Raw genomic sequence first — 18590 nt, forward strand, 5'->3', positions numbered from 1 at the left:
AGGGCGACTACTTAATAGGGAATCATCTGAGGAATGACGGAAGCCGAAACCGAGACCCTCGCCAACGACACCGGGTCGACGGCTCCAAGCACGCAGTCGGCGACAGCAGATACGACTCTCACACGCCCTGGCGCACCACAGTCGGGAGACTCAGCGCCGGAAGCCCCACCCGCGGCGACGTCGCTCGCAGTCGACAACGCGCTGCCCGAAGACCGCTACCTCAACCGCGAGCTGAGCTGGCTCGACTTCAACGCCCGGGTACTCGCACTCGCGGCCGACCCCTCCCTGCCGCTGCTGGAGCGGGCGAAGTTTCTTGCGATCTTCGCGTCGAACCTCGACGAGTTCTACATGGTTCGGGTGGCGGGACTGAAACGGCGCGACGAGATGGGTTTGTCGGTGCGGTCTGCCGATGGCCTCACGCCACGCGAGCAACTGCGCCGGATCAACGAGCGCACCCAGCAGATCTCCAGCAGGCATGCCCATGTGTTCCTCGACGCGGTGCGCCCCGCGCTCGCCGACGAGGGCATCGTCATCGTCACGTGGGCCGAGGTCGACGAGGACGAGCGCGCGCGGTTGTCGACGTACTTCCATGAGCAGGTGTTCCCAGTGCTCACACCGCTGGCGGTCGATCCGGCACACCCGTTCCCCTTCGTCAGCGGGCTGAGTCTGAACCTTGCCGTCACCATCCGGAAGCCCGAAGACGGCGGGCAGCACTTCGCGCGAATCAAGGTGCCCGACAACGTCGACCGGTTCGTCGAGTTGGCGCGGCGCGAAGGCAGCTCCGATGTCGTGCGGTTCCTCCCGATGGAGGAACTGATCGCGGCGTTCCTGCCGGTGCTGTTCCCCGGTCTCGAGGTCGTCGAGCATCATGCGTTCCGCATCACTCGCAACGCGGACTTCGAGGTCGAAGAGGACCGTGACGAAGATCTGTTGCAGGCGCTGGAGCGGGAACTGGCGCGCCGACGCTTCGGTTCTCCCGTTCGCCTCGAGGTGTCCGACGACATGACCGAGAGCATGCTCGAATTGCTTCAGCGCGAACTAGACGTGGACTCCGGCGATGTCATCGAGGTCCCGGGCCTTCTCGACCTGTCGTCGCTCTGGCAGATCTACGATCAGGATCGCCCCGCACTCAAGGACCGTCCGTTCGTGCCGGCGACACCCCCTGCGTTCGGCGAGCGGGAAACCCCAAAGAGCATCTTCTCGACGTTGCGTGACGGCGACGTGCTGGTGCACCACCCCTACGATTCGTTTTCCACCTCGGTGCAACGCTTCATAGAACAGGCCGCCGCGGATCCCAACGTGCTGGCCATCAAGCAGACGCTCTATCGGACATCGGGTGACTCGCCGATCGTCAACGCACTCATCGATGCCGCCGCGGCAGGCAAACAGGTTGTCGCACTGGTGGAGATCAAGGCGCGCTTCGACGAACAGGCCAACATCAAATGGGCCCGCGCCCTGGAGCGGGCGGGCGTGCACGTGGTTTACGGACTGGTCGGATTGAAGACCCACTGCAAGACCTGCCTCGTCGTGCGCCGCGAAGGATCCACGATCCGGCGCTACTGCCACATCGGCACCGGCAACTACAACAGCAAGACAGCGCGCCTCTACGAGGACGTCGGCCTGCTGACGGCTGCGCCGGACATCGGCGCGGACCTCACCGATTTGTTCAACTCACTGACCGGCTACTCGCGCAAAGAGTCGTACCGCAACCTGTTGGTCGCGCCCTATGGCGTCCGCAAGGGCATCATCGAGCGAATCGAAGCGGAGATCGCCGCGAAGCAGTCCGGTGCCGACGCAGGCATTCGGCTCAAGGCCAACGCATTGGTCGACGAGCAGGTGATCGATTCGCTCTATCGGGCGTCGCAGGCGGGGGTTCGCGTCGAGGTTGTGGTTCGCGGCATCTGCGCGTTGCGTCCCGGCGTGGCCGGATTCTCCGAAAACATCACGGTGCGCTCGATTCTGGGCAGGTTCCTCGAGCACTCGCGGATTATTCACTTCCGCGCCACCGATGAGTTCTGGATCGGAAGCGCCGACATGATGCATCGTAATCTCGATCGACGAGTCGAGGTGATGGCTCAGGTCAAGGATCCGAGGCTGGCTTCGCAGCTGAACGACGTCTTCGATTCCGCCCTTGATCCGGCCACCCGATGCTGGGAGTTGGACATGGACGGTAAATGGACGGCATCGCCAAAAGCGGGTGAGACGGTCCGCGACCACCAGGTGTCGTTGATGGAACGCCACCGACATCCTTGAGATCCCTCGGCGCTGAGCTCTCCAGGGCCCGAATGACCAGCAGGAGTTGACGTGCCGAGGGATACCCCAACCCGCTCCGTTCCGGCGAGCAAGACCGTTCTTGCCGCGGGCGCAGTGCTGTGGCGACCCGGTGACGATCCCGCCGCGCCGGAGGTCGCGATCATTCACCGTCCCCGATACGACGACTGGTCACTTCCCAAGGGCAAGGTCGACCCCGGCGAAACCGAACCCGTGACCGCAGTGCGCGAGATCGCCGAGGAGACGGGCTACGGCGCGCATCTCGGTCGGCGCCTCGCCACAGTCAGCTATCCCATAGAACACGACGTAAAGAAGGTTCGGTACTGGACGGCGCGCGCCGTCGGCGGCGAGTTCAGCCCCAACGCGGAAGTCGACGAAATGAAATGGCTTCCCGTTGCACAAGCCGTCAAAGCCCTCGGGTACCCACAAGACCGAAAAGTGCTACGCCGCTTCGTGAAGCTGCCCGCCGATACGAAGACTGTCTTGGTTGTCCGGCACGGCACCGCGGGCAGCAAGTCCCGCTACAAGGGTGACGACCGCAAGCGTCCATTGGACAAGCACGGGCGCGCTCAGGCCGAGTCACTCGTCGGACAGCTGCTGGCTTTCGGTGCGAACACGCTCTACGCCGCCGATCGGACACGCTGTCATCAGACGCTCGGACCCCTTTCCGAGGAGCTCGGCGTCACCATCCACAGCGAACCGCTGCTGACCGAGGAGGCGTACGCGGACAACCGGAAAGCTGCGCGCAATCGCTTCCTCGAGATCGCCGCGGTCGACGGCACACCGGTGATCTGCACGCAGGGCAAGGTGATTCCGGATCTCATCTCATGGTGGTGCGAGCGCGACGGCGTACGTCCGGACAAGTCGCGTAACCGCAAGGGCAGTACGTGGGTGATGTCATTGTTCGACGGGCACCTCATCGCCGCCGACCACATCGGCAGTCCGCTCGCCGTCAAGAAATAGATTCAGCGGTCGGCAGTCGCTCGGGCCGCCAGACCTCGTTACACACAAACACGCCGTGGGTCGGTATGACCCACGGCGCGTTTGATGCTGAACTTACCTGCGGCCCTTCTTGGCCGGCGCGCGCTTCACGGCCTTCTTGGCCGGGGAACGCTTCACAGCCTTCTTGGCTGCAGTGCGCTTCACGGCCTTCTTGGCCGGGGCGCGCTTCGCAGTCGACTTCTTGGCTGCTGCCTTCTTGACCGTCTTCTTGGCTGCTGCCTTCTTGACGGTCTTCTTGGCTGCTGCCTTCTTGACCGTCTTCTTGGCTGCTGTGCGCTTCACGGCCTTCTTGGCCGGGGCGCGCTTCGCAGCCGTCTTCTTGGCCGCCTTCTTCGCCGCCGTTTTCTTCACGGCCTTGCGGGCACCGCCCGCGGTCACGCCACGCTTCACTGCTGGTCCTTCCGCTGGGAGGCGCTGTGCGCCAGAGACAACCGCCTTGAATTGAGCTCCGGGCCGAAATGCCGGCACGGACGTTGGCTTAACTTTCACGGTCTCGCCGGTACGCGGGTTACGCGCAACACGAGCGGCACGACGGCGCTGTTCGAAAACGCCGAAGCCGGTAATAGTGACACTGTCACCCTTATGAACCGCACGCACGATGGTGTCTACGACATTCTCCACCGCGAGGGTTGCCGACCGACGATCCGAGCCCAGTTTCTCCGTGAGTACGTCGATGAGCTCTGCTTTGTTCATGCAAAACCTCCGAAAACCAGTAGCCCACTCTGGGCCGACTAGAGGACACGGTAAACCCATTAGCTACTGATTTCCAAGAGCCACGCGCAATTTCAGTAAAAACTAGCGAACTTTCTTGCCCCCCTTGGGCTCCTGTCGGGGCCCGGATAACCGGGTTAAGTGATGACGATTTCGGCTCGCTGAGCTATTTCGTCACGGCTGCAGAGTGCGCGGTTTCCAGTCGGGACGACGCGCTTCGTACGAGTCGATTTGTTCGCATTTCCGCAGCGTAATGCCTATATCGTCGAGTCCTTCGAGAAGTCGCCAGGCGGTGTAATCGTCAATGTTGAACGGCACCATGACCGTTCCCGCGACGACGTTCCGATCTTGAAGATTCACAGTGATTTCCACGCCGGGATGCTCCTCGATGAGCTTCCACAACAGTTCGACATCATCTTGTGCGACTTGTGCCGCCAAGAGGCCCGCCTTGCCCGCGTTACCCCGAAAAATGTCGGCGAAGCGAGACGAGATGACGACTCTGAATCCGAAGTCCATGAGCGCCCAGACGGCATGCTCGCGCGACGAACCGGTGCCGAAATCCGGACCCGCCACCAACACCGACCCTTTGTCGAACGGCGAAAGATTCAGCACGAACGTCGGGTCGGAACGCCATGCCGCGAACAAGCCGTCCTCGAAACCTGTTCGGGTTACCCGCTTCAAATAGACCGCGGGAATGATTTGGTCGGTGTCGACATTGGATCGCCGAAGCGGAACGCCGATGCCGGTATGGGTGCGGAATGGTTCCATGACGGGCTCCTTTACTGATTCAAATCGGCGGGCGAAGACAAAGTGCCGCGCACAGCGGTGGCCGCGGCAACCGCAGGCGACACCAAATGTGTGCGTCCACCCTTGCCCTGCCGTCCTTCGAAATTGCGGTTCGACGTCGATGCGCAACGCTGTCCCGGGGACAGTTGGTCTGGATTCATTCCAAGGCACATCGAGCAGCCGGCCTGTCGCCACTCGGCGCCCGCGGCGGTGAAGATGTCGCCGAGGCCCTCTGATTCGGCCTGCGCGCGCACACGCATCGAACCGGGCACGATCAGCACCCGAAGACCGTCGGCGACCTTGCGGCCGCGCAGAACGTCGGCGACCACACGCAGATCCTCGATGCGCCCGTTGGTGCACGAGCCGACGAAAACGGTGTCGACCGGAATGTCACGCATCGGCGTTCCGGGACGAAGATCCATGTAGGCCAAGGCCTTTTCGGCGGATTGCCGTTCTCCTTCGTCGAACATCAGCTCAGGGTCGGGCACCGACGCGGACAGCGGGACGCCCTGTCCGGGATTGGTCCCCCATGTGACGAACGGGCTCAAGGTCGAGGCGTCGATGTAGACCTCGCTGTCGAACTCCGCACCCTCGTCGGTGCGCAGCTCGTGCCACGCCGCGACCGCGGCATCCCAGTCGGCACCCTGCGGTGCGTGCGGACGACCACGCAAGAATTCAAATGTTGTCTCGTCGGGCGCGACCATTCCCGCTCGCGCGCCGGCCTCGATACTCATATTGCAGATCGTCATGCGACCTTCCATCGACAGCGATTCGATGGCGCTGCCCCGGTATTCGATGACGAATCCCTGTCCCCCGCCGGTTCCGATCTTTGCGATCACCGCGAGGATGATGTCCTTTGCGCTCACTCCGGCGGGAAGCCGGCCGTCGACATTGACCGCCATCGTCTTGAACGGTCGCAGCGGCAGCGTCTGCGTCGCGAGGACATGCTCGACCTCCGACGTGCCGATTCCCATCGCAAGCGCACCGAACGCACCGTGCGTCGAGGTGTGACTGTCGCCGCACACCACCGTCATGCCGGGCTGCGTCAGTCCCAGCTGCGGCCCGATGATGTGAACGATGCCTTGTTCGGCGTCACCCATCGAGTGCAGACGGATGCCGAACTCTTCACAGTTGCGGCGAAGCGTCTCGACCTGAATACGCGAGACGGGGTCGGCGATCGGTTTGTCGATGTCGACCGTCGGCACGTTGTGGTCTTCGGTGGCGATGGTCAGGTCCGGCCTGCGGACGGGACGATCGTTGAGTCGCAGACCGTCGAACGCCTGCGGGCTGGTCACCTCATGCACCAGGTGCAGGTCGATGTAGATGAGGTCGGGCTCGCGCGCATCGCCTTGTCCGGAACCGAGGGCGACGACGTGGTCATCCCACAACTTTTCTGCCAGGGTGCGCGGCTTTTCTGCGGTGGACATCTTGACTTTCTCACATTCTGGGACGGTAGTATCTCCCTGTGAGACAGGATAGCGGCATCGGCGTGCTGGACAAAGCGGTGGGCGTGCTGCACGCGGTCGCGGATTCGCCATGCGGACTCGCCGAGCTCTGCGAGCGCACCGGCCTGCCGCGTGCCACCGCGCACCGGCTGGCGGCGGGTCTGGAAGTGCACCGGCTGTTGATCCGCAACGGAGACGGCCGGTGGCGGCTCGGGCCCGCGCTCACCGAATTGGCCGGCCAGGTCAACGACCCACTGTTGGCCGCGGGCGCGGTGGTGCTGCCGCGACTGCGCGAGATCACCGGAGAAAGCGTGCAGCTCTATCGCCGCGAAGGCACTGCGCGCATCTGTGTCGCAGCCCTGGAACCACCTGCCGGGCTTCGCGATACCGTCCCGGTCGGCGCGAGATTGCCGATGACAGCGGGCTCGGGGGCCAAGGTGCTGCTGGCCTACGCCGACGTCGCCACCCAGCAGGCGGTGCTGCCCACGGCCAAGTTCACCGATCGGACGCTAGCCGAAGTACGGAAACGTGGATGGGCGCAGAGTGCTGCCGAACGTGAGCCCGGAGTGGCGAGCGTATCGGCGCCCGTGCGCGACGCTCACGGCGCGGTTGTCGCGGCGGTGTCGGTGTCCGGACCGATCGATCGAATGGGACGACGACCGGGTGCGAGATGGGCCGCGGATCTCCTGGCGGCGGCCGACGCGCTCACGCGCCGACTCTGATATTTCGAGCGTTGTCAGCAAGCTCAATCGCCTCGGCACGAGAGCAAGCTCTCTGCTCTCGGCTCACTCGCTTGTCCGCAAGCTCAATCACCTCGGCACGAGAGCAAGCTCTCTGCTCTCGGCTCACTCGCTTGTACCCCCGATGGGATTCGAACCCACGCTACCGCCGTGAGAGGGCGGCGTCCTAGGCCGCTAGACGACGGGGGCCAGAACATTTCCGGAGAGCAGCATAGCCCAGGTGGGAATGCCGACATAATCAGTGCAATGGCTGGGGTACCAGGACTCGAACCTAGAATGGCGGTACCAGAAACCGCTGTGTTGCCAATTACACCATACCCCATTGGCAGCCTGTAACCGCAGGTCACAGGCTTTTTTCGACCCTCCTAAGCAATCGGCGGCGACGCCGCGCGTTGTTTCGGGCCGACGTGCAGACTATCAAAGATTCACCGGCCGCTTTCACGCGTGGGCGGCAACGGCCGCGGCGTGGTCGCGGCCCGCTCGCAGCCGGCGAAGGCTGCGGTCTCGGCCCAGCAGTTCGAGCGATTCGAACAGCGGTGGACTGACGGTCGCACCGGTGGCGGCGACCCGAATCGGGCCGAACGCCTTGCGTGGTTTGAGCGCCAGATTCTCCAACAACGAGACCTTCAGTGCGTTTTCGATCTCGGCGGTGGTCCATTCGCCGAGCTCGTCGAGGGCGCTCAGCGCGGCGTCGAGAACCGCGACCGCATTGGAGCCCAGCTCTTTGGCGGCAGCCTTTTCGTCGAGGGCGAACTCCGCGTCGTTGAGGAACTTCAGCAGGTCCCACGCGTCGCCGAGCACCACGATTCGGGTCTGTACAAGCCGGGCGGCCTCCGCGAACTGCGTCTCGTCGAGCCCCGTGTCGTGGTCGTGGTCGGCGAAGAATGCCGCCAGTCGCGCGGTGAACTCGTCCTCGCTCAGCAGACGAATGTGTTCGGCGTTGAGGGCGTCCGCCTTCTTCTGATCGAACCGGGCGGGGTTGGAGTTGACGTCGACGACGTCGAAGGCCGCCACCATCTCGTCGAGGCTGAACACGTCGCGATCCTCGGCGATACCCCAACCGAGCAGCGCCAGATAGTTCAGCAGCCCCTCGGGAATGAAGCCGCGTTCGCGGTGGATGAACAGGTTCGACTGCGGATCGCGCTTGGACAGCTTCTTGTTGCCGTCTCCGAGAACGCTTGGGAGGTGGGCGAACTCGGGGACACGTTCGGCAATGCCGATTCGGATCAGTGCCTGATACAGCGCGATCTGGCGCGGCGTGGACGGCAGCAGGTCCTCGCCGCGCAAGACGTGGGTGATCTTCATCAGCGCATCGTCGACCGGGTTGACCAAGGTGTACAACGGATCTCCGCTGGCGCGGGTCAACGCGAAATCGGGCACCACACCCGCCGCGAACGTGGTCTCCCCGCGGACGAGATCGCGCCAGGTGATGTCCTCTGCGGGCATCCGAAGCCGAAGGACGGGTCTGCGGCCTTCGTCGACGAACGCGGCGCGCTGGGCGTCCGTGAGTTCGCGGTCGTAGTTGTCGTAGCCCAGCTTGGGGTTTCGACCCGCGGCGACATGGCGGGCCTCCACTTCCTCGGCCGTCGAGAATGCCTCGTACGCCTCACCGGATTCCTGAAGGCGTGCCAGCACGTCACGGTAGATCTCACTGCGCTCCGACTGCCGGTAGGGCGCGTACGGGCCACCGATGTCGGGGCCCTCGTCGTAGTTGAGACCCAGCCAGCTCAGTGCGTCCAGCAGCGCCAGATAGCTTTCCTCGCTGTCCCGCTCGGCGTCGGTGTCCTCAAGCCGGAACACGAACGCACCGCCGCAATGGCGGGCGTAGGCCCAATTGAACAGTGCCGTGCGGATCAGGCCGACGTGGGGCGTGCCGGTCGGCGACGGGCAGAATCGCACCCGCATTCCGGTGGACACTATGACTTTCCTTTGCGCACAACCGGATTGGACAACGTTCCGATGCCCTCGATGCTGATGTTCACGGTGTCGCCGTCCTCGATCGGGCCGACTCCCTCGGGTGTGCCGGTCAGGATGAGGTCGCCGGGCAGCAGCGTCATCACCGCCGAAATCCATTCCACGATCGCGCCGACATCGTGGATCATCAGCGACGTCCGGCTGAGCTGTTTGGTTTCTCCGTTAACCTCGGTGCGCAGTTCGAGGTCGGCTGGATCGAGATCGGTGACGATCCACGGACCGACCGGGCAGAACGTGTCGTGCCCTTTCGCCCTGGTCCACTGACCGTCTTTCTTCTGCTGGTCACGCGCCGACACGTCGTTGCCGATCGTGTAGCCCAGGATGTTCTCCGCAGCGCGGGCGGCGGGAACGTCCTTGCACGGTCGGCCGATGACGACGCCGAGTTCGCCCTCGAAGTGCACCGGGTTCGAGTCGGCCGGCAGCTGGATGGGCACATTCGGGCCGACGATCGCGGTGTTGGGCTTCATGAACATCACCGGGTCGGGGAAGTCGCCCCCGCCCATCTCTGCGACGTGGGCTGCATAGTTCTTCCCGATGCACACGACCTTGCTGGCCAGGATGGGCGCCAGCAGTCGCACATCGGCCAGCGGCCACTGCCGACCCGTGAAGGTCGGTGTCCCGAACGGGTGCTCGGCGATTTCTCTGGCGACTGTCTCGTTCAGATCATCGGGTGGACCCTCGATACTGACGAAGGCGACCCCGTCGGGGCTGGCGATACGTCCAAGGCGCATGACCTCAGCCTAGTGGCCGCGATCATCGGAGCTGCGGCCGCTCCCGCTCTGTAAATGTCTCAAATAATGAGATAGAAATTCAGCTAGATGAGATGGGCGTGCAAACATGGGTCCATGTCCGCCGACACGATCAGCACCGCGCGACGCTGGTCGATGCTGCTCATCGCACTGTTCGCGACGACGAGTGCCAACGTGTTCATCAACGGTGCGGCATTCCTGATTCCGATACTGCATAAAGACCGCGGACTCGATCTCGCGGAAGCTGGCCTGCTGTCATCGATGCCGAGCTTCGGCCTGGTGCTCACACTCATCGCGTGGGGATACATCGTCGACCGGGTCGGCGAACGCATCGTCCTGACCGTCGGTTCGGTTCTCATCGCCGCAGCCGCATTCGCGGCCGCTTCCGTCGACTCATTGTTCGCGGTCGGGGTGTTCCTGTTTCTCGGCGGCATGGCGGCCGCAAGCAGCAATTCGGCCAGCGGGCGCTTGGTCGTCGGCTGGTTTCCGCCCGACCAGCGCGGGTTGGTCATGGGCATCCGGCAGACCGCGACACCGCTGGGAGTGGGCTTCGGCGCGTTGGTGATACCGCGGTTGGCCGAAAGCCAGGGCATCTCGGTCGCGTTGTTGTTCCCTGCGGTGGTGTGCGCGATCTCGGCGGTGGTGTGCGCGTTCGGCGTCCTCGATCCGCCACGACCACCTCGTTCAGAGGCGCCCGCGGAACATCTTGCCAACCCGTACCGCGCGTCGTCCGTGCTCACGCGCATCCACGCCGTCTCGGTACTGCTCGTCGTGCCTCAGGGCGTGCTCTGGACGTTCGCGCTGGCCTGGTTGATGACCGACCGCGGATGGTCGGCGGCATCGGCGGGAGCACTGATCACCGTGACACAGGTGTTCGGCGCGATCGGCCGCATCGCAGCGGGACGTTGGTCCGACGTCGTGGCTTCGCGGCTGCGACCGATCCGCACCATCGCGCTGGCCGCCGCGGTCTCGATGGGCCTTCTGGCGCTGACGGACTGGCTCAGCTCGCCGGTGAGCGTGGCGATGATGATGATCGCGTCGGTGATCACCGTGTCGGACAACGGATTGGCGTTCACTGCCATCGCCGAGATCGCGGGACCGTTCTGGAGCGGGCGGGCCCTCGGTACGCAGAACACCAGCCAGCATCTGGCCACCGCCGCCGCCGCCCCACTCTTCGGTGGATTGATCGGGGTCGCGGGTTATCCGGTCGCGTTCGCAGTGTCTGCCCTGCTTCCGCTGCTCGCGATACCGATCGTGCCTGTTGGTCAGGACAATTGACCGTCGCCGCGGTGTTCCCTCGGCAGGATCAGTAGCGCAGCCACCATGAAGCACAGCGCCCCGATGAATGTGCCGACATTGGCCAGGAGGGCGTCCACGGTCACACCGGACTCGGTGATGAATGCACCGAGCGCGGACACCCCGAACGCGACGCAGCCCAGCAGGTTGATCCACTCCGCCTGCCAATCACGGGATTTCAGCTCGAAGAGCCCCACTACCGCCGTCACCGCGGCGACCCCGAGTACGGCGCTCACCAGAAACGCCAGCGACCCCAATGCATCCGGCGCCCACACCAGGCGCCGCTCCCGCTTCACCGCATGTGCCCACAATGCGGACCCGGTGCTGATGTTGAACAGGATCGTCCCGGCGAATTGCACGGCCGCCGAGTACCACCCGATCCGCAGGGGCACGCCCGACAGCACCAGTTGCATCCACGCCGCGGTGGTAAAGAACCAGGATCCCAGGAAACACAGCAGGTTGGGCAGGCCGGCGCCGGTCGTCGCGGGCAATCCCGGAATCGTCGCGATCGCGAACAACAACGAACCGATGGCGAACAGCCAGCACTGCCGCCGCAGGGTCGCCATGGTGCGACTCAGAGAAGCGACGCGATTCGGTCGCCGATCTCACTGGTGGACCGCGACTCGTCGCCCCGCGTGGCCAGATGCTGCTCGACGGCTTTGTCGACGCGAGCCGCCGCGTCCAGTTCACCCTCGTGAGAAAGCAACAGCGCCACCGACATGATCGCCGCGGTCGGATCGGCGATGCCCTGTCCCGCGATGTCGGGTGCGCTCCCGTGCACGGGTTCGAACATCGATGGGTTGGTCCGCGTCGCGTCGATATTGCCACTCGCCGCCAATCCGATGCCGCCGCATACGGCGGCGGCAAGGTCGGTGACGATGTCGCCGAACAGGTTGTCGGTCACGATGACGTCGAACCGGCCGGGATCGGTGACGAGGTGGATGGTCGCGGAGTCGACGTGCTGATAGGCGATCTCGACCTCGGGGTACTCCGTGCCGACCTCCTGCACCGTGCGCCACCACAGTGCACCCGCATACGTCAGGACGTTGTTCTTGTGCACCAGGGTCAGCTGCCTGCGGCGCCGTGACGCGCGGCCGAATGCGTCGTGTACGACCCGTCGCACGCCGAACGCGGTGTTGACGCTGACCTCGGTGGCGATCTCGTGGGGTGTGCCGACCCGGATCGCGCCACCGGTTCCCGTGTACGGGCCCTCGGTGCCTTCGCGGACCACGACGAAGTCGATGTCCGGGTTGCCTGCCAGGGGACCTGTCACCCCGGGATAGAGCCGGGCGGGCCGCAGATTGATGTGGTGGTCGAGTTCGAACCGGATCCTCAGCAGCAGACCGCGTTCCAGCACACCGCTGGGAACCGACGGATCGCCGATCGCGCCGAGCAGGATCGCATCGTGTGCGCGAAGTTCGTCGAGCACGGATTCGGGCAGGACTTCGCCGCTGGCGTGGTAGCGCCGCGCACCCAGGTCGTAACTGGTCTTGTCGACTCCGGGAACGACGACGTCGAGCACCTTGAGCGCCTCGCCGACGACCTCGGGCCCGATGCCGTCGCCGGCGATGATCGCCAGTTTCACGTCAGATCCACCACTTCCAGCAGCTTGGCGCCGACGGCATCGGTGATCGCGGCTCGGGTGTCCTCTGGAACGTCGCGGTCGATGCGTAGCAGGATCGTTGCGCCCGGCCCCTCCGCGTCCTCGCTGAGCTGGGCGGCGTGAATGTTGATGCCGGCGGTTCCGAGCAGGGTGCCGATCTTGCCGAGTGTGCCCGGCTGATCGATGTAGTTGGCGATCAGATAGACGCCCTCGGCGCGCAGATCGAAGTTGCGGCCGTTGATCTGGACGATCTTCTCCACCAGCTGCGGACCGGAGAGCGCACCGGAGACGTTGGCGACAGCGCCGTCGGAGTACACCGCCCGGACGTCGACGACGCTGCGGTGATTCGGACTTTCCGTGGCCGTGCTGATGTCGGCCTCGACTCCGCGTTCAGCGGCAAGCGCGGGCGCGTTGACGAACGTCACCGGATCTTCGATGACCGCGCTGAACAAGCCGCGCAGTGCTGAAAGACGCAGTACGTCAACCTCTTCCGCGGCCAGCTCGCCACGCACCTGAATCGACAGTGACACTGGCAATTCGGTGCACAGCACACCGACGAGCAGCCCCAGTTTGCGGACCAGATCCAGCCACGGTGCGACCTCTTCGCCGACGACACCGCCGCCGACATTCACCGCATCGGGCACGAACTCCCCGGCCAGCGCCAGCTTCACACTCTCGGCGACATCGGTGCCCGCCCGGTCCTGCGCTTCGGCCGTCGACGCGCCGAGGTGTGGCGTGACCACCACTTGAGACAGCTCGAAAAGCGGGCTGTCCGTGCACGGTTCGGTGGAGTAAACGTCTAGGCCGGCAGCACGCACATGCCCGCTCTCGATGGCATCCGCGAGCGCGGCCTCGTCGACGAGGCCACCGCGTGCCGCGTTGACGATGATGACGCCGGGCTTCGTCTTGGCCAGCGCCTCCTTGCCGATCAGGCCTGCGGTCTCCTTGGTCTTGGGCAGGTGCACCGAGATGAAGTCGGCGCGGGCCAGCAGTTCGTCGAGGGTGAGCAGTTCGATACCCAGCTGGGCGGCACGCGCCGCGGATACGTACGGGTCGTACGCCACGATGTGCGTGCCGAAGGCCGCCAACCGCTGGGCCACCAGCTGCCCGATGCGGCCGAGACCGACGACGCCCGCGGTCTTGCCGAAGACCTCGGTGCCGTTGAAGGCCGAACGCTTCCAGGTGTGCGCGCGAAGTGTCGCGTCGGCGGCGGGGATCTGCCTGGCCGCCGAGAGCAGCAGAGCCACCGCGTGCTCGGCTGCGCTGTGGATGTTGGAGGTCGGCGCGTTGACCACCAGGACGCCGCGGGCGGTGGCGGCATCCACGTCGACGTTGTCCAGACCGACGCCGGCGCGGGCGACGATCTTGAGCTTCGGTGCGACGGCCAGCACCTCGGCGTCCACGGTGGTCGCCGAGCGCACCAGTAGCGCGTCGGCCTCGGGCACCGCGGCCAGTAACTTCTCTCGGTCCGGACCATCGACCCAGCGCACTTCCACCTGGTCACCCAGGGCGGCAACGGTCGACTCGGCCAGCTTGTCAGCGATCAATACAACGGGCAGGCTCACGCGGCCAGCCTAATGGGCTGTAATAGCGGGGTGGACGTCACCGTCGTCGGCAGCGGGCCCAACGGGCTGGCGGCCGCTGTCATCTGTGCCCGCGCCGGTCTATCGGTGCAGGTTTTCGAGGCTCAGGCGACTCTGGGCGGCGGTGCGCGGACCCTGCCCGACCCCGAATTCAGCGACGTTTCGCATGACATCTGCTCGGCCGTGCACCCGCTGGCGCTTGCATCGCCGTTCCTCGCGGCATTCGACCTGCCCGCCCGCGGTGTGACCCTGAAGGTGCCCCCCGTCTCGTACGCGAACCCGCTTCCAGGCAAGCCGACCGCCGTCGGGTATCACGACCTGGACCGCACATGTGCGGAGCTGGTCCACGGGGATTCGTGGCGCCGGTTATTGGGCCCACTCACCAAACGCGATGGCGGCGTCGTCGACTTTCTCCTCGGCGACAAGCGTTCGATTCCGCAAGACCCGATCGCGGCAGCGTTCATCGCGCGAAACATGCTCGAACAGGGCACCCCACTGTGGGGCAAACTCGCAGGCGCTGATGCCCGCGCGTTGTTCACCGGCGTTGCGGCACATGCCATCAACCGGATGCCGTCGTTCGTCACCACCGGTGCCGGACTGATGCTCTCGACCCTTGCGCACACCGTGGGCTGGCCGATCCCCGTCGGTGGCAGCCAGGCCATCCCGGACGCATTGATCGCCGATCTGCGCGCTCACGGCGGCACCATAACGGCAGGCGAGGAGATCACCGAACCGCCCTGCGGCGTAGTGCTTTTCGACACCTCCCCCACAGCTCTGCTGGAAATCTATCGGGACAAGGTTCCCGCCAGATATGAAAAAGCATTGCGGCGCTACCGGTTCGGCCCAGGGGTCGCCAAGGTGGATTTCGTTCTGTCCGGCGAGATTCCATGGAAGGACCCCCGCGCGGCGGACGCCCCGACGCTGCACATGGGCGGCAGCCGCGAACAGATGGCGCATGCCGAAAAAGAGATCGCCGAGGGCAGGCACGCCGACTGGCCGATGGTCCTCGCCGCCCTGCCTCACCTGGCGGATCCGAGCCGAATCGACGCGCAGGGACGCAGGCCGCTGTGGACGTACGCGCACGTTCCGCACGGATCGACCGTCGACCAGGCAGAAGCGGTGACCAAGGTCTTCGAACGATTCGCGCCGGGATTCCGCGACGTCGTGGTCGCGGTGCGGTCGGTACCCGCCTCACGGTTGGCCGATCACAACGCCAATCTCGTCGGGGGTGACATCGGTGTCGGTGGCAACTCGCTGCTGCACGCGCTGGCCGGGCCGACGCCGCGGGTGAACCCCTGGGCCACCCCGATCCCGAAGGTCTATCTGTGCTCGTCGGCGACTCCGCCAGGCGGGGGCGTGCACGGTATGGCGGGCATGTACGCGGCCCGCACGGTGCTGCGCCGCGAATTCGGCATCAAGGCGTTGCCACGGCTATCGCCATAGCGCTTTCTCGGTACATCAGTTGACAGGCGCGAAGTAATCGACGGCCGCGCGAAGGCTTTTCAGTAGCGGCACCTCGATCTGGTCGACCACCGCATCCCAGCCCGGCCCTCCAACGGTGACCGATGCATGCGCGGCTAGGGCGTTGACCGAGCGGACGTCGGCGGTGTCCGCTGTCTGCGACCACAACAGCGTCGTCACCGGCTGACCCTTGCGTTCGACGGCATCGATGAGCGCTGTCCGCGGGACGTCGGTCCCGAGCATCAGCGCGCCGCGTCCGCGCTCCACGAGCGCCGCGCGCAGGGCTTCGAGAGCGAGAACGTGTGTTTCGCGCGACGTGCACGCAAGAATGATCGGCGAGGATTCTTCAGTGCCGACGAGGGGGAATCGCTGTAGAGACCGCGAGACGGTCCAGGACAGCGCGTGTTCGACGTCGATGCAGCCCTCTCCCTCGGACTGCCGCAGCGCGATCGCATCGAATGCCGGACGTATCAGGTGATCCCACGTGTCGAGCACACCGAAGTGCCGCAGGTGACGATCAAGCAGCAGGCCTGCCGTCAACACATCCAAATCGAAGGCTGCGACGAGCAGCGCTGCGGCATCACCTCGCGCCGGTCGCACCGAGTCGATCGCCGTCCGGGCCGCACTGCGCGGGCTGGCGCCCTCCACGATCAATTCATACATCCGGCGCACGACGGCGATGTCGGTCGCGCTGTAGAGGCGGTGTTGACCAGGGCTGTGTTCGGGAGGGCCTACGCCGTAACGCTGATTCCAGCTGCGCAGCGTCGCGGTCGGCACGCCCACGCGCTCAGCGACGGCGCTGACGGTGAACAGGGGTTCGTCGGCGTCGTAGCTTTCGGTCTTCTCAGACATGGTCAACGCCGCCAGAATAGGACTTCGCTCCACCCATTTCGGCATTCAACGCAGAATCGATGCAAACTCTTCGCAGATTGGTGTCCCGCTTCGCATATCGGGTATGTGTTCCACCGTGACTGACCAGCCCGAAGGGGGCAAAGCCCGCCGACCAGAAGGTATGGACGATGCGACGGTCGAGGCCGTCGGCGCCGTGTCGGAGGCCTTGGAATTCGTGGAGCGTGCACGGGGCCACTTGTACTCGTTTCACCAGTTGATGGGTCATGCCGACCTTCTGCTCGGCGAGGCGTGCGACAAACTCCGCAAGGCAGGCCACGAAGCCGTTGCCGACCGGCTCGAAACCGAGGTCGTCGGGCGCAATGCCCTCCACGGGCGATGGACGTTTCAGATTGTCGAGGAATTCGACGACGACTATTGGACGGTGTTCCGCGATCACGAGCGACGGGTTCGCGACGAACTGCAGCAGGGTGTTCGCCACGTGTTCGAGGCCGAGATGAAAGAGCGGCGGCGTACCCGCGGACAGCCGGGCCACGAACGCCGGCCGTAACGGTCGATCGCGCTCATCCGCGCGAAAAGGCCCACCACCGATTACGGTTTGCCAATGAACGATCGGGAAGAATTGTCGTGGGACCAGTTCGGTGCCGCCACACGACAACTCGCTGCCGCCGTCGCCGCGGACAGTTTCACACCCGATCTGATCCTTGCCGTCGCGCGCGGCGGTCTGTTCGTCGCCGGTGCACTCGGCTACGCGCTCGACGTCAAGAACGTGCACATGATGAACGTCGAGTACTACACCGGAATCGACGAGCGCCTTGATGCGCCGGTGCTGCTGCCACCGCTACCCGAAGTCGCCGATCTGGCTGGCGCCCGCATACTGATCGCCGACGACGTCGCGGATACCGGCGCGACTCTGCGTTTCGTCCGCGACTTCTGTGCCGAGCACGTTGCCGAGGTCAGGTGCGCCGTCGTCTACCAGAAGTCGCAGTCGGAAGTCGATTGCGAGTACGTCTGGCGCCAGACGGATCTCTGGATCGACTTCCCCTGGACCTAGCGATTTCGGCGTGGCTGGTCACGCTGAGCGTGACGCAGCACGCCGAAATCGCAATTAGGCGGTCTCGGTGATCGGGCGGTCGACCCAGCTCATGAGGTCACGCAGCTTCTTGCCGGTCACCTCGATGGGGTGCTCGGCGTTCTGCTTGCGCAGATCCTCGAGCTGCTTGTTGCCGCCTTCGACGTTGGCCACCAGCTTCTTGACGAAGGTGCCGTCCTGGATGTCGGAGAGGATGTCCTGCATCCGCTTCTTGGTGTCGGCGTCGATGACGCGCGGCCCCGACAGATAGCCGCCGAACTCCGCGGTGTCGGACACCGAGTAGTTCATCCGCGCGATACCGCCCTCGTACATCAGGTCGACGATGAGCTTCAGTTCGTGCAGCACCTCGAAGTAGGCCAACTCGGGCGCGTAGCCCGCCTCCACCATCACGTCGAAGCCAGTCTTGACGAGTTCCTCTGTGCCACCGCACAACACGGCCTGCTCGCCGAAAAGGTCGGTCTCGGTCTCGTCCTTGAACGTCGTCTTGATGACGCCTGCGCGGGTACCGCCGATGCCCTTGGCGTAGGACAGCGCGAGCGCCTCACCCTCACCCTTGGGATCCTGGTCGACCGCGATCAGGCACGGCACACCCTTGCCGTCGACGAACTGCCGGCGCACCAGGTGGCCCGGGCCCTTCGGTGCCACCATGCCGATGGTGACGTTGGCGGGCGGCTTGATCAGGTCGAAATGAATGTTGAGGCCGTGACCGAAGAACAGCGCGTTGCCGTCCGCCAGGTTCGGCTCGATGTCGCTGGCGAAGATGTCAGCCTGCGCGGTGTCGGGCGCCAGCAGCATGATCACGTCAGCCCACTTGGCGACCTCGGCCGGCGTATCCACGTCGAGTCCCTGCTCGGTGACCTTCGCGCGGGACTTCGACCCTTCTTTCAGTCCGACCTTCACCTGCACACCGGAGTCGCGCAGGGACAGCGAGTGGGCGTGGCCCTGGCTGCCGTAGCCGATGACGCCGACCTTTCGGCCCTGAATGATCGACAGGTCCGCGTCGTCGTCGTAAAACATCTCAACTGGC

Annotated in this window: 17 protein-coding genes and 2 tRNA genes; 7 read left to right on the forward strand and 12 right to left on the reverse strand. The window is 64.9% G+C overall.

Annotated elements, in window-relative coordinates; genetic code table 11:
* Positions 1–33: 33 nt before the first annotated feature.
* Entirely contained in the window at positions 34–2253 is a 2220-nt protein-coding gene (locus tag AB4Z42_RS06485; protein ID WP_442008317.1) for an RNA degradosome polyphosphate kinase, read from the forward strand.
* 51 nt (positions 2254–2304) lie between these two features.
* Positions 2305–3234: an NUDIX hydrolase gene (locus AB4Z42_RS06490; protein WP_442008318.1), complete on the forward strand. Its 930-nt coding sequence runs from the start codon at positions 2305–2307 to the stop codon at positions 3232–3234.
* A 93-nt stretch (positions 3235–3327) separates the two neighbouring features.
* On the opposite strand, the gene AB4Z42_RS06495 is transcribed toward AB4Z42_RS06490, so the two are convergent.
* The 3 genes from AB4Z42_RS06495 to leuC all read right to left on the reverse strand — a co-directional run bounded on the left by AB4Z42_RS06495 (position 3328) and on the right by leuC (position 6197).
* Positions 3328–3966, reverse strand: coding sequence for an HU family DNA-binding protein (locus AB4Z42_RS06495; RefSeq protein WP_442008319.1), 639 nt, complete (start codon positions 3964–3966; stop codon positions 3328–3330).
* Between the two features lie 192 nt (positions 3967–4158).
* Positions 4159–4752 carry a 3-isopropylmalate dehydratase small subunit gene (gene leuD / locus AB4Z42_RS06500; RefSeq protein WP_442008320.1) on the reverse strand — a complete coding sequence of 198 codons (594 nt, stop codon included), beginning with the start codon at positions 4750–4752 and terminating at the stop codon, positions 4159–4161.
* An 11-nt stretch (positions 4753–4763) separates the two neighbouring features.
* Complete coding sequence (leuC, locus tag AB4Z42_RS06505) at positions 4764–6197, reverse strand: 3-isopropylmalate dehydratase large subunit (protein ID WP_442008321.1); 1434 nt, start codon at positions 6195–6197, stop codon at positions 4764–4766.
* 38 nt (positions 6198–6235) lie between these two features.
* On the opposite strand from leuC, the gene AB4Z42_RS06510 reads away from it, so the two are divergent.
* Positions 6236–6937, forward strand: a complete 702-nt coding sequence (locus AB4Z42_RS06510) for an IclR family transcriptional regulator (RefSeq protein ID WP_442008322.1) — start codon at positions 6236–6238, stop codon at positions 6935–6937.
* 134 nt (positions 6938–7071) lie between these two features.
* Here the strand turns inward: AB4Z42_RS06510 and AB4Z42_RS06515 are convergent.
* The 4 genes from AB4Z42_RS06515 to AB4Z42_RS06530 all read right to left on the reverse strand — a co-directional run bounded on the left by AB4Z42_RS06515 (position 7072) and on the right by AB4Z42_RS06530 (position 9660).
* Positions 7072–7144 (reverse strand) — tRNA-Glu (locus AB4Z42_RS06515).
* Positions 7145–7202: 58 nt separating this feature from the next.
* A tRNA-Gln gene (locus AB4Z42_RS06520) sits at positions 7203–7277 on the reverse strand.
* Between the two features lie 116 nt (positions 7278–7393).
* On the reverse strand, positions 7394–8860 hold the full coding sequence (gene gltX / locus AB4Z42_RS06525; protein WP_442008854.1) for a glutamate--tRNA ligase: 1467 nt from the start codon (positions 8858–8860) through the stop codon (positions 7394–7396).
* Between the two features lie 11 nt (positions 8861–8871).
* The gene (locus AB4Z42_RS06530) at positions 8872–9660 is read right to left on the reverse strand and encodes a fumarylacetoacetate hydrolase family protein (RefSeq protein WP_442008323.1); all 789 of its coding nucleotides are present in this window, start codon (positions 9658–9660) and stop codon (positions 8872–8874) included.
* 114 nt (positions 9661–9774) lie between these two features.
* On the opposite strand from AB4Z42_RS06530, the gene AB4Z42_RS06535 reads away from it, so the two are divergent.
* Positions 9775–10956 (forward strand): MFS transporter, encoded by a 1182-nt coding sequence (locus tag AB4Z42_RS06535; protein WP_442008324.1) that lies wholly within the window; start codon positions 9775–9777, stop codon positions 10954–10956.
* Here the strand turns inward: AB4Z42_RS06535 and AB4Z42_RS06540 are convergent.
* The 3 genes from AB4Z42_RS06540 to serA are packed head-to-tail and all read right to left on the reverse strand — an operon-like array spanning position 10944 to position 14142.
* A complete protein-coding gene (locus AB4Z42_RS06540) occupies positions 10944–11540 on the reverse strand; it encodes a hypothetical protein (RefSeq protein ID WP_442008325.1) in 597 nt (198 codons plus the stop codon). The genes AB4Z42_RS06535 and AB4Z42_RS06540 overlap by 13 nt on opposite strands.
* Positions 11541–11548: 8 nt before the next feature.
* A complete protein-coding gene (locus AB4Z42_RS06545; protein ID WP_442008326.1) occupies positions 11549–12559 on the reverse strand; it encodes a 3-isopropylmalate dehydrogenase in 1011 nt (336 codons plus the stop codon).
* Positions 12556–14142 carry a phosphoglycerate dehydrogenase gene (serA, locus tag AB4Z42_RS06550; RefSeq protein WP_442008327.1) on the reverse strand — a complete coding sequence of 529 codons (1587 nt, stop codon included), beginning with the start codon at positions 14140–14142 and terminating at the stop codon, positions 12556–12558. The genes AB4Z42_RS06545 and serA overlap by 4 nt, the downstream gene beginning before the upstream one ends.
* A 30-nt stretch (positions 14143–14172) precedes the next feature.
* Here serA and AB4Z42_RS06555 point away from each other — a divergent pair, with 30 nt between their 5' ends.
* On the forward strand, positions 14173–15603 hold the full coding sequence (locus AB4Z42_RS06555) for a phytoene desaturase family protein (protein WP_442008328.1): 1431 nt from the start codon (positions 14173–14175) through the stop codon (positions 15601–15603).
* A gap of 15 nt (positions 15604–15618) precedes the next feature.
* Here the strand turns inward: AB4Z42_RS06555 and AB4Z42_RS06560 are convergent, their stop codons facing one another.
* Positions 15619–16473, reverse strand: a complete 855-nt coding sequence (locus tag AB4Z42_RS06560; protein ID WP_442008329.1) for a MerR family transcriptional regulator — start codon at positions 16471–16473, stop codon at positions 15619–15621.
* Positions 16474–16633: 160 nt separating this feature from the next.
* On the opposite strand from AB4Z42_RS06560, the gene AB4Z42_RS06565 reads away from it, so the two are divergent.
* Positions 16634–17020 carry a hypothetical protein gene (locus tag AB4Z42_RS06565; protein ID WP_442008330.1) on the forward strand — a complete coding sequence of 129 codons (387 nt, stop codon included), beginning with the start codon at positions 16634–16636 and terminating at the stop codon, positions 17018–17020.
* 54 nt (positions 17021–17074) lie between these two features.
* Positions 17075–17524, forward strand: a complete 450-nt coding sequence (locus AB4Z42_RS06570) for a phosphoribosyltransferase (RefSeq protein ID WP_442008331.1) — start codon at positions 17075–17077, stop codon at positions 17522–17524.
* Between the two features lie 54 nt (positions 17525–17578).
* On the opposite strand, the gene ilvC is transcribed toward AB4Z42_RS06570, so the two are convergent.
* Positions 17579–18580 (reverse strand): ketol-acid reductoisomerase, encoded by a 1002-nt coding sequence (gene ilvC / locus AB4Z42_RS06575; RefSeq protein ID WP_442008855.1) that lies wholly within the window; start codon positions 18578–18580, stop codon positions 17579–17581.
* Positions 18581–18590 lie beyond the last annotated feature (10 nt).

Source organism: Mycobacterium sp. 2YAF39, from assembly GCF_052114565.1.
Taxonomy (GTDB): domain Bacteria; phylum Actinomycetota; class Actinomycetes; order Mycobacteriales; family Mycobacteriaceae; genus Mycobacterium.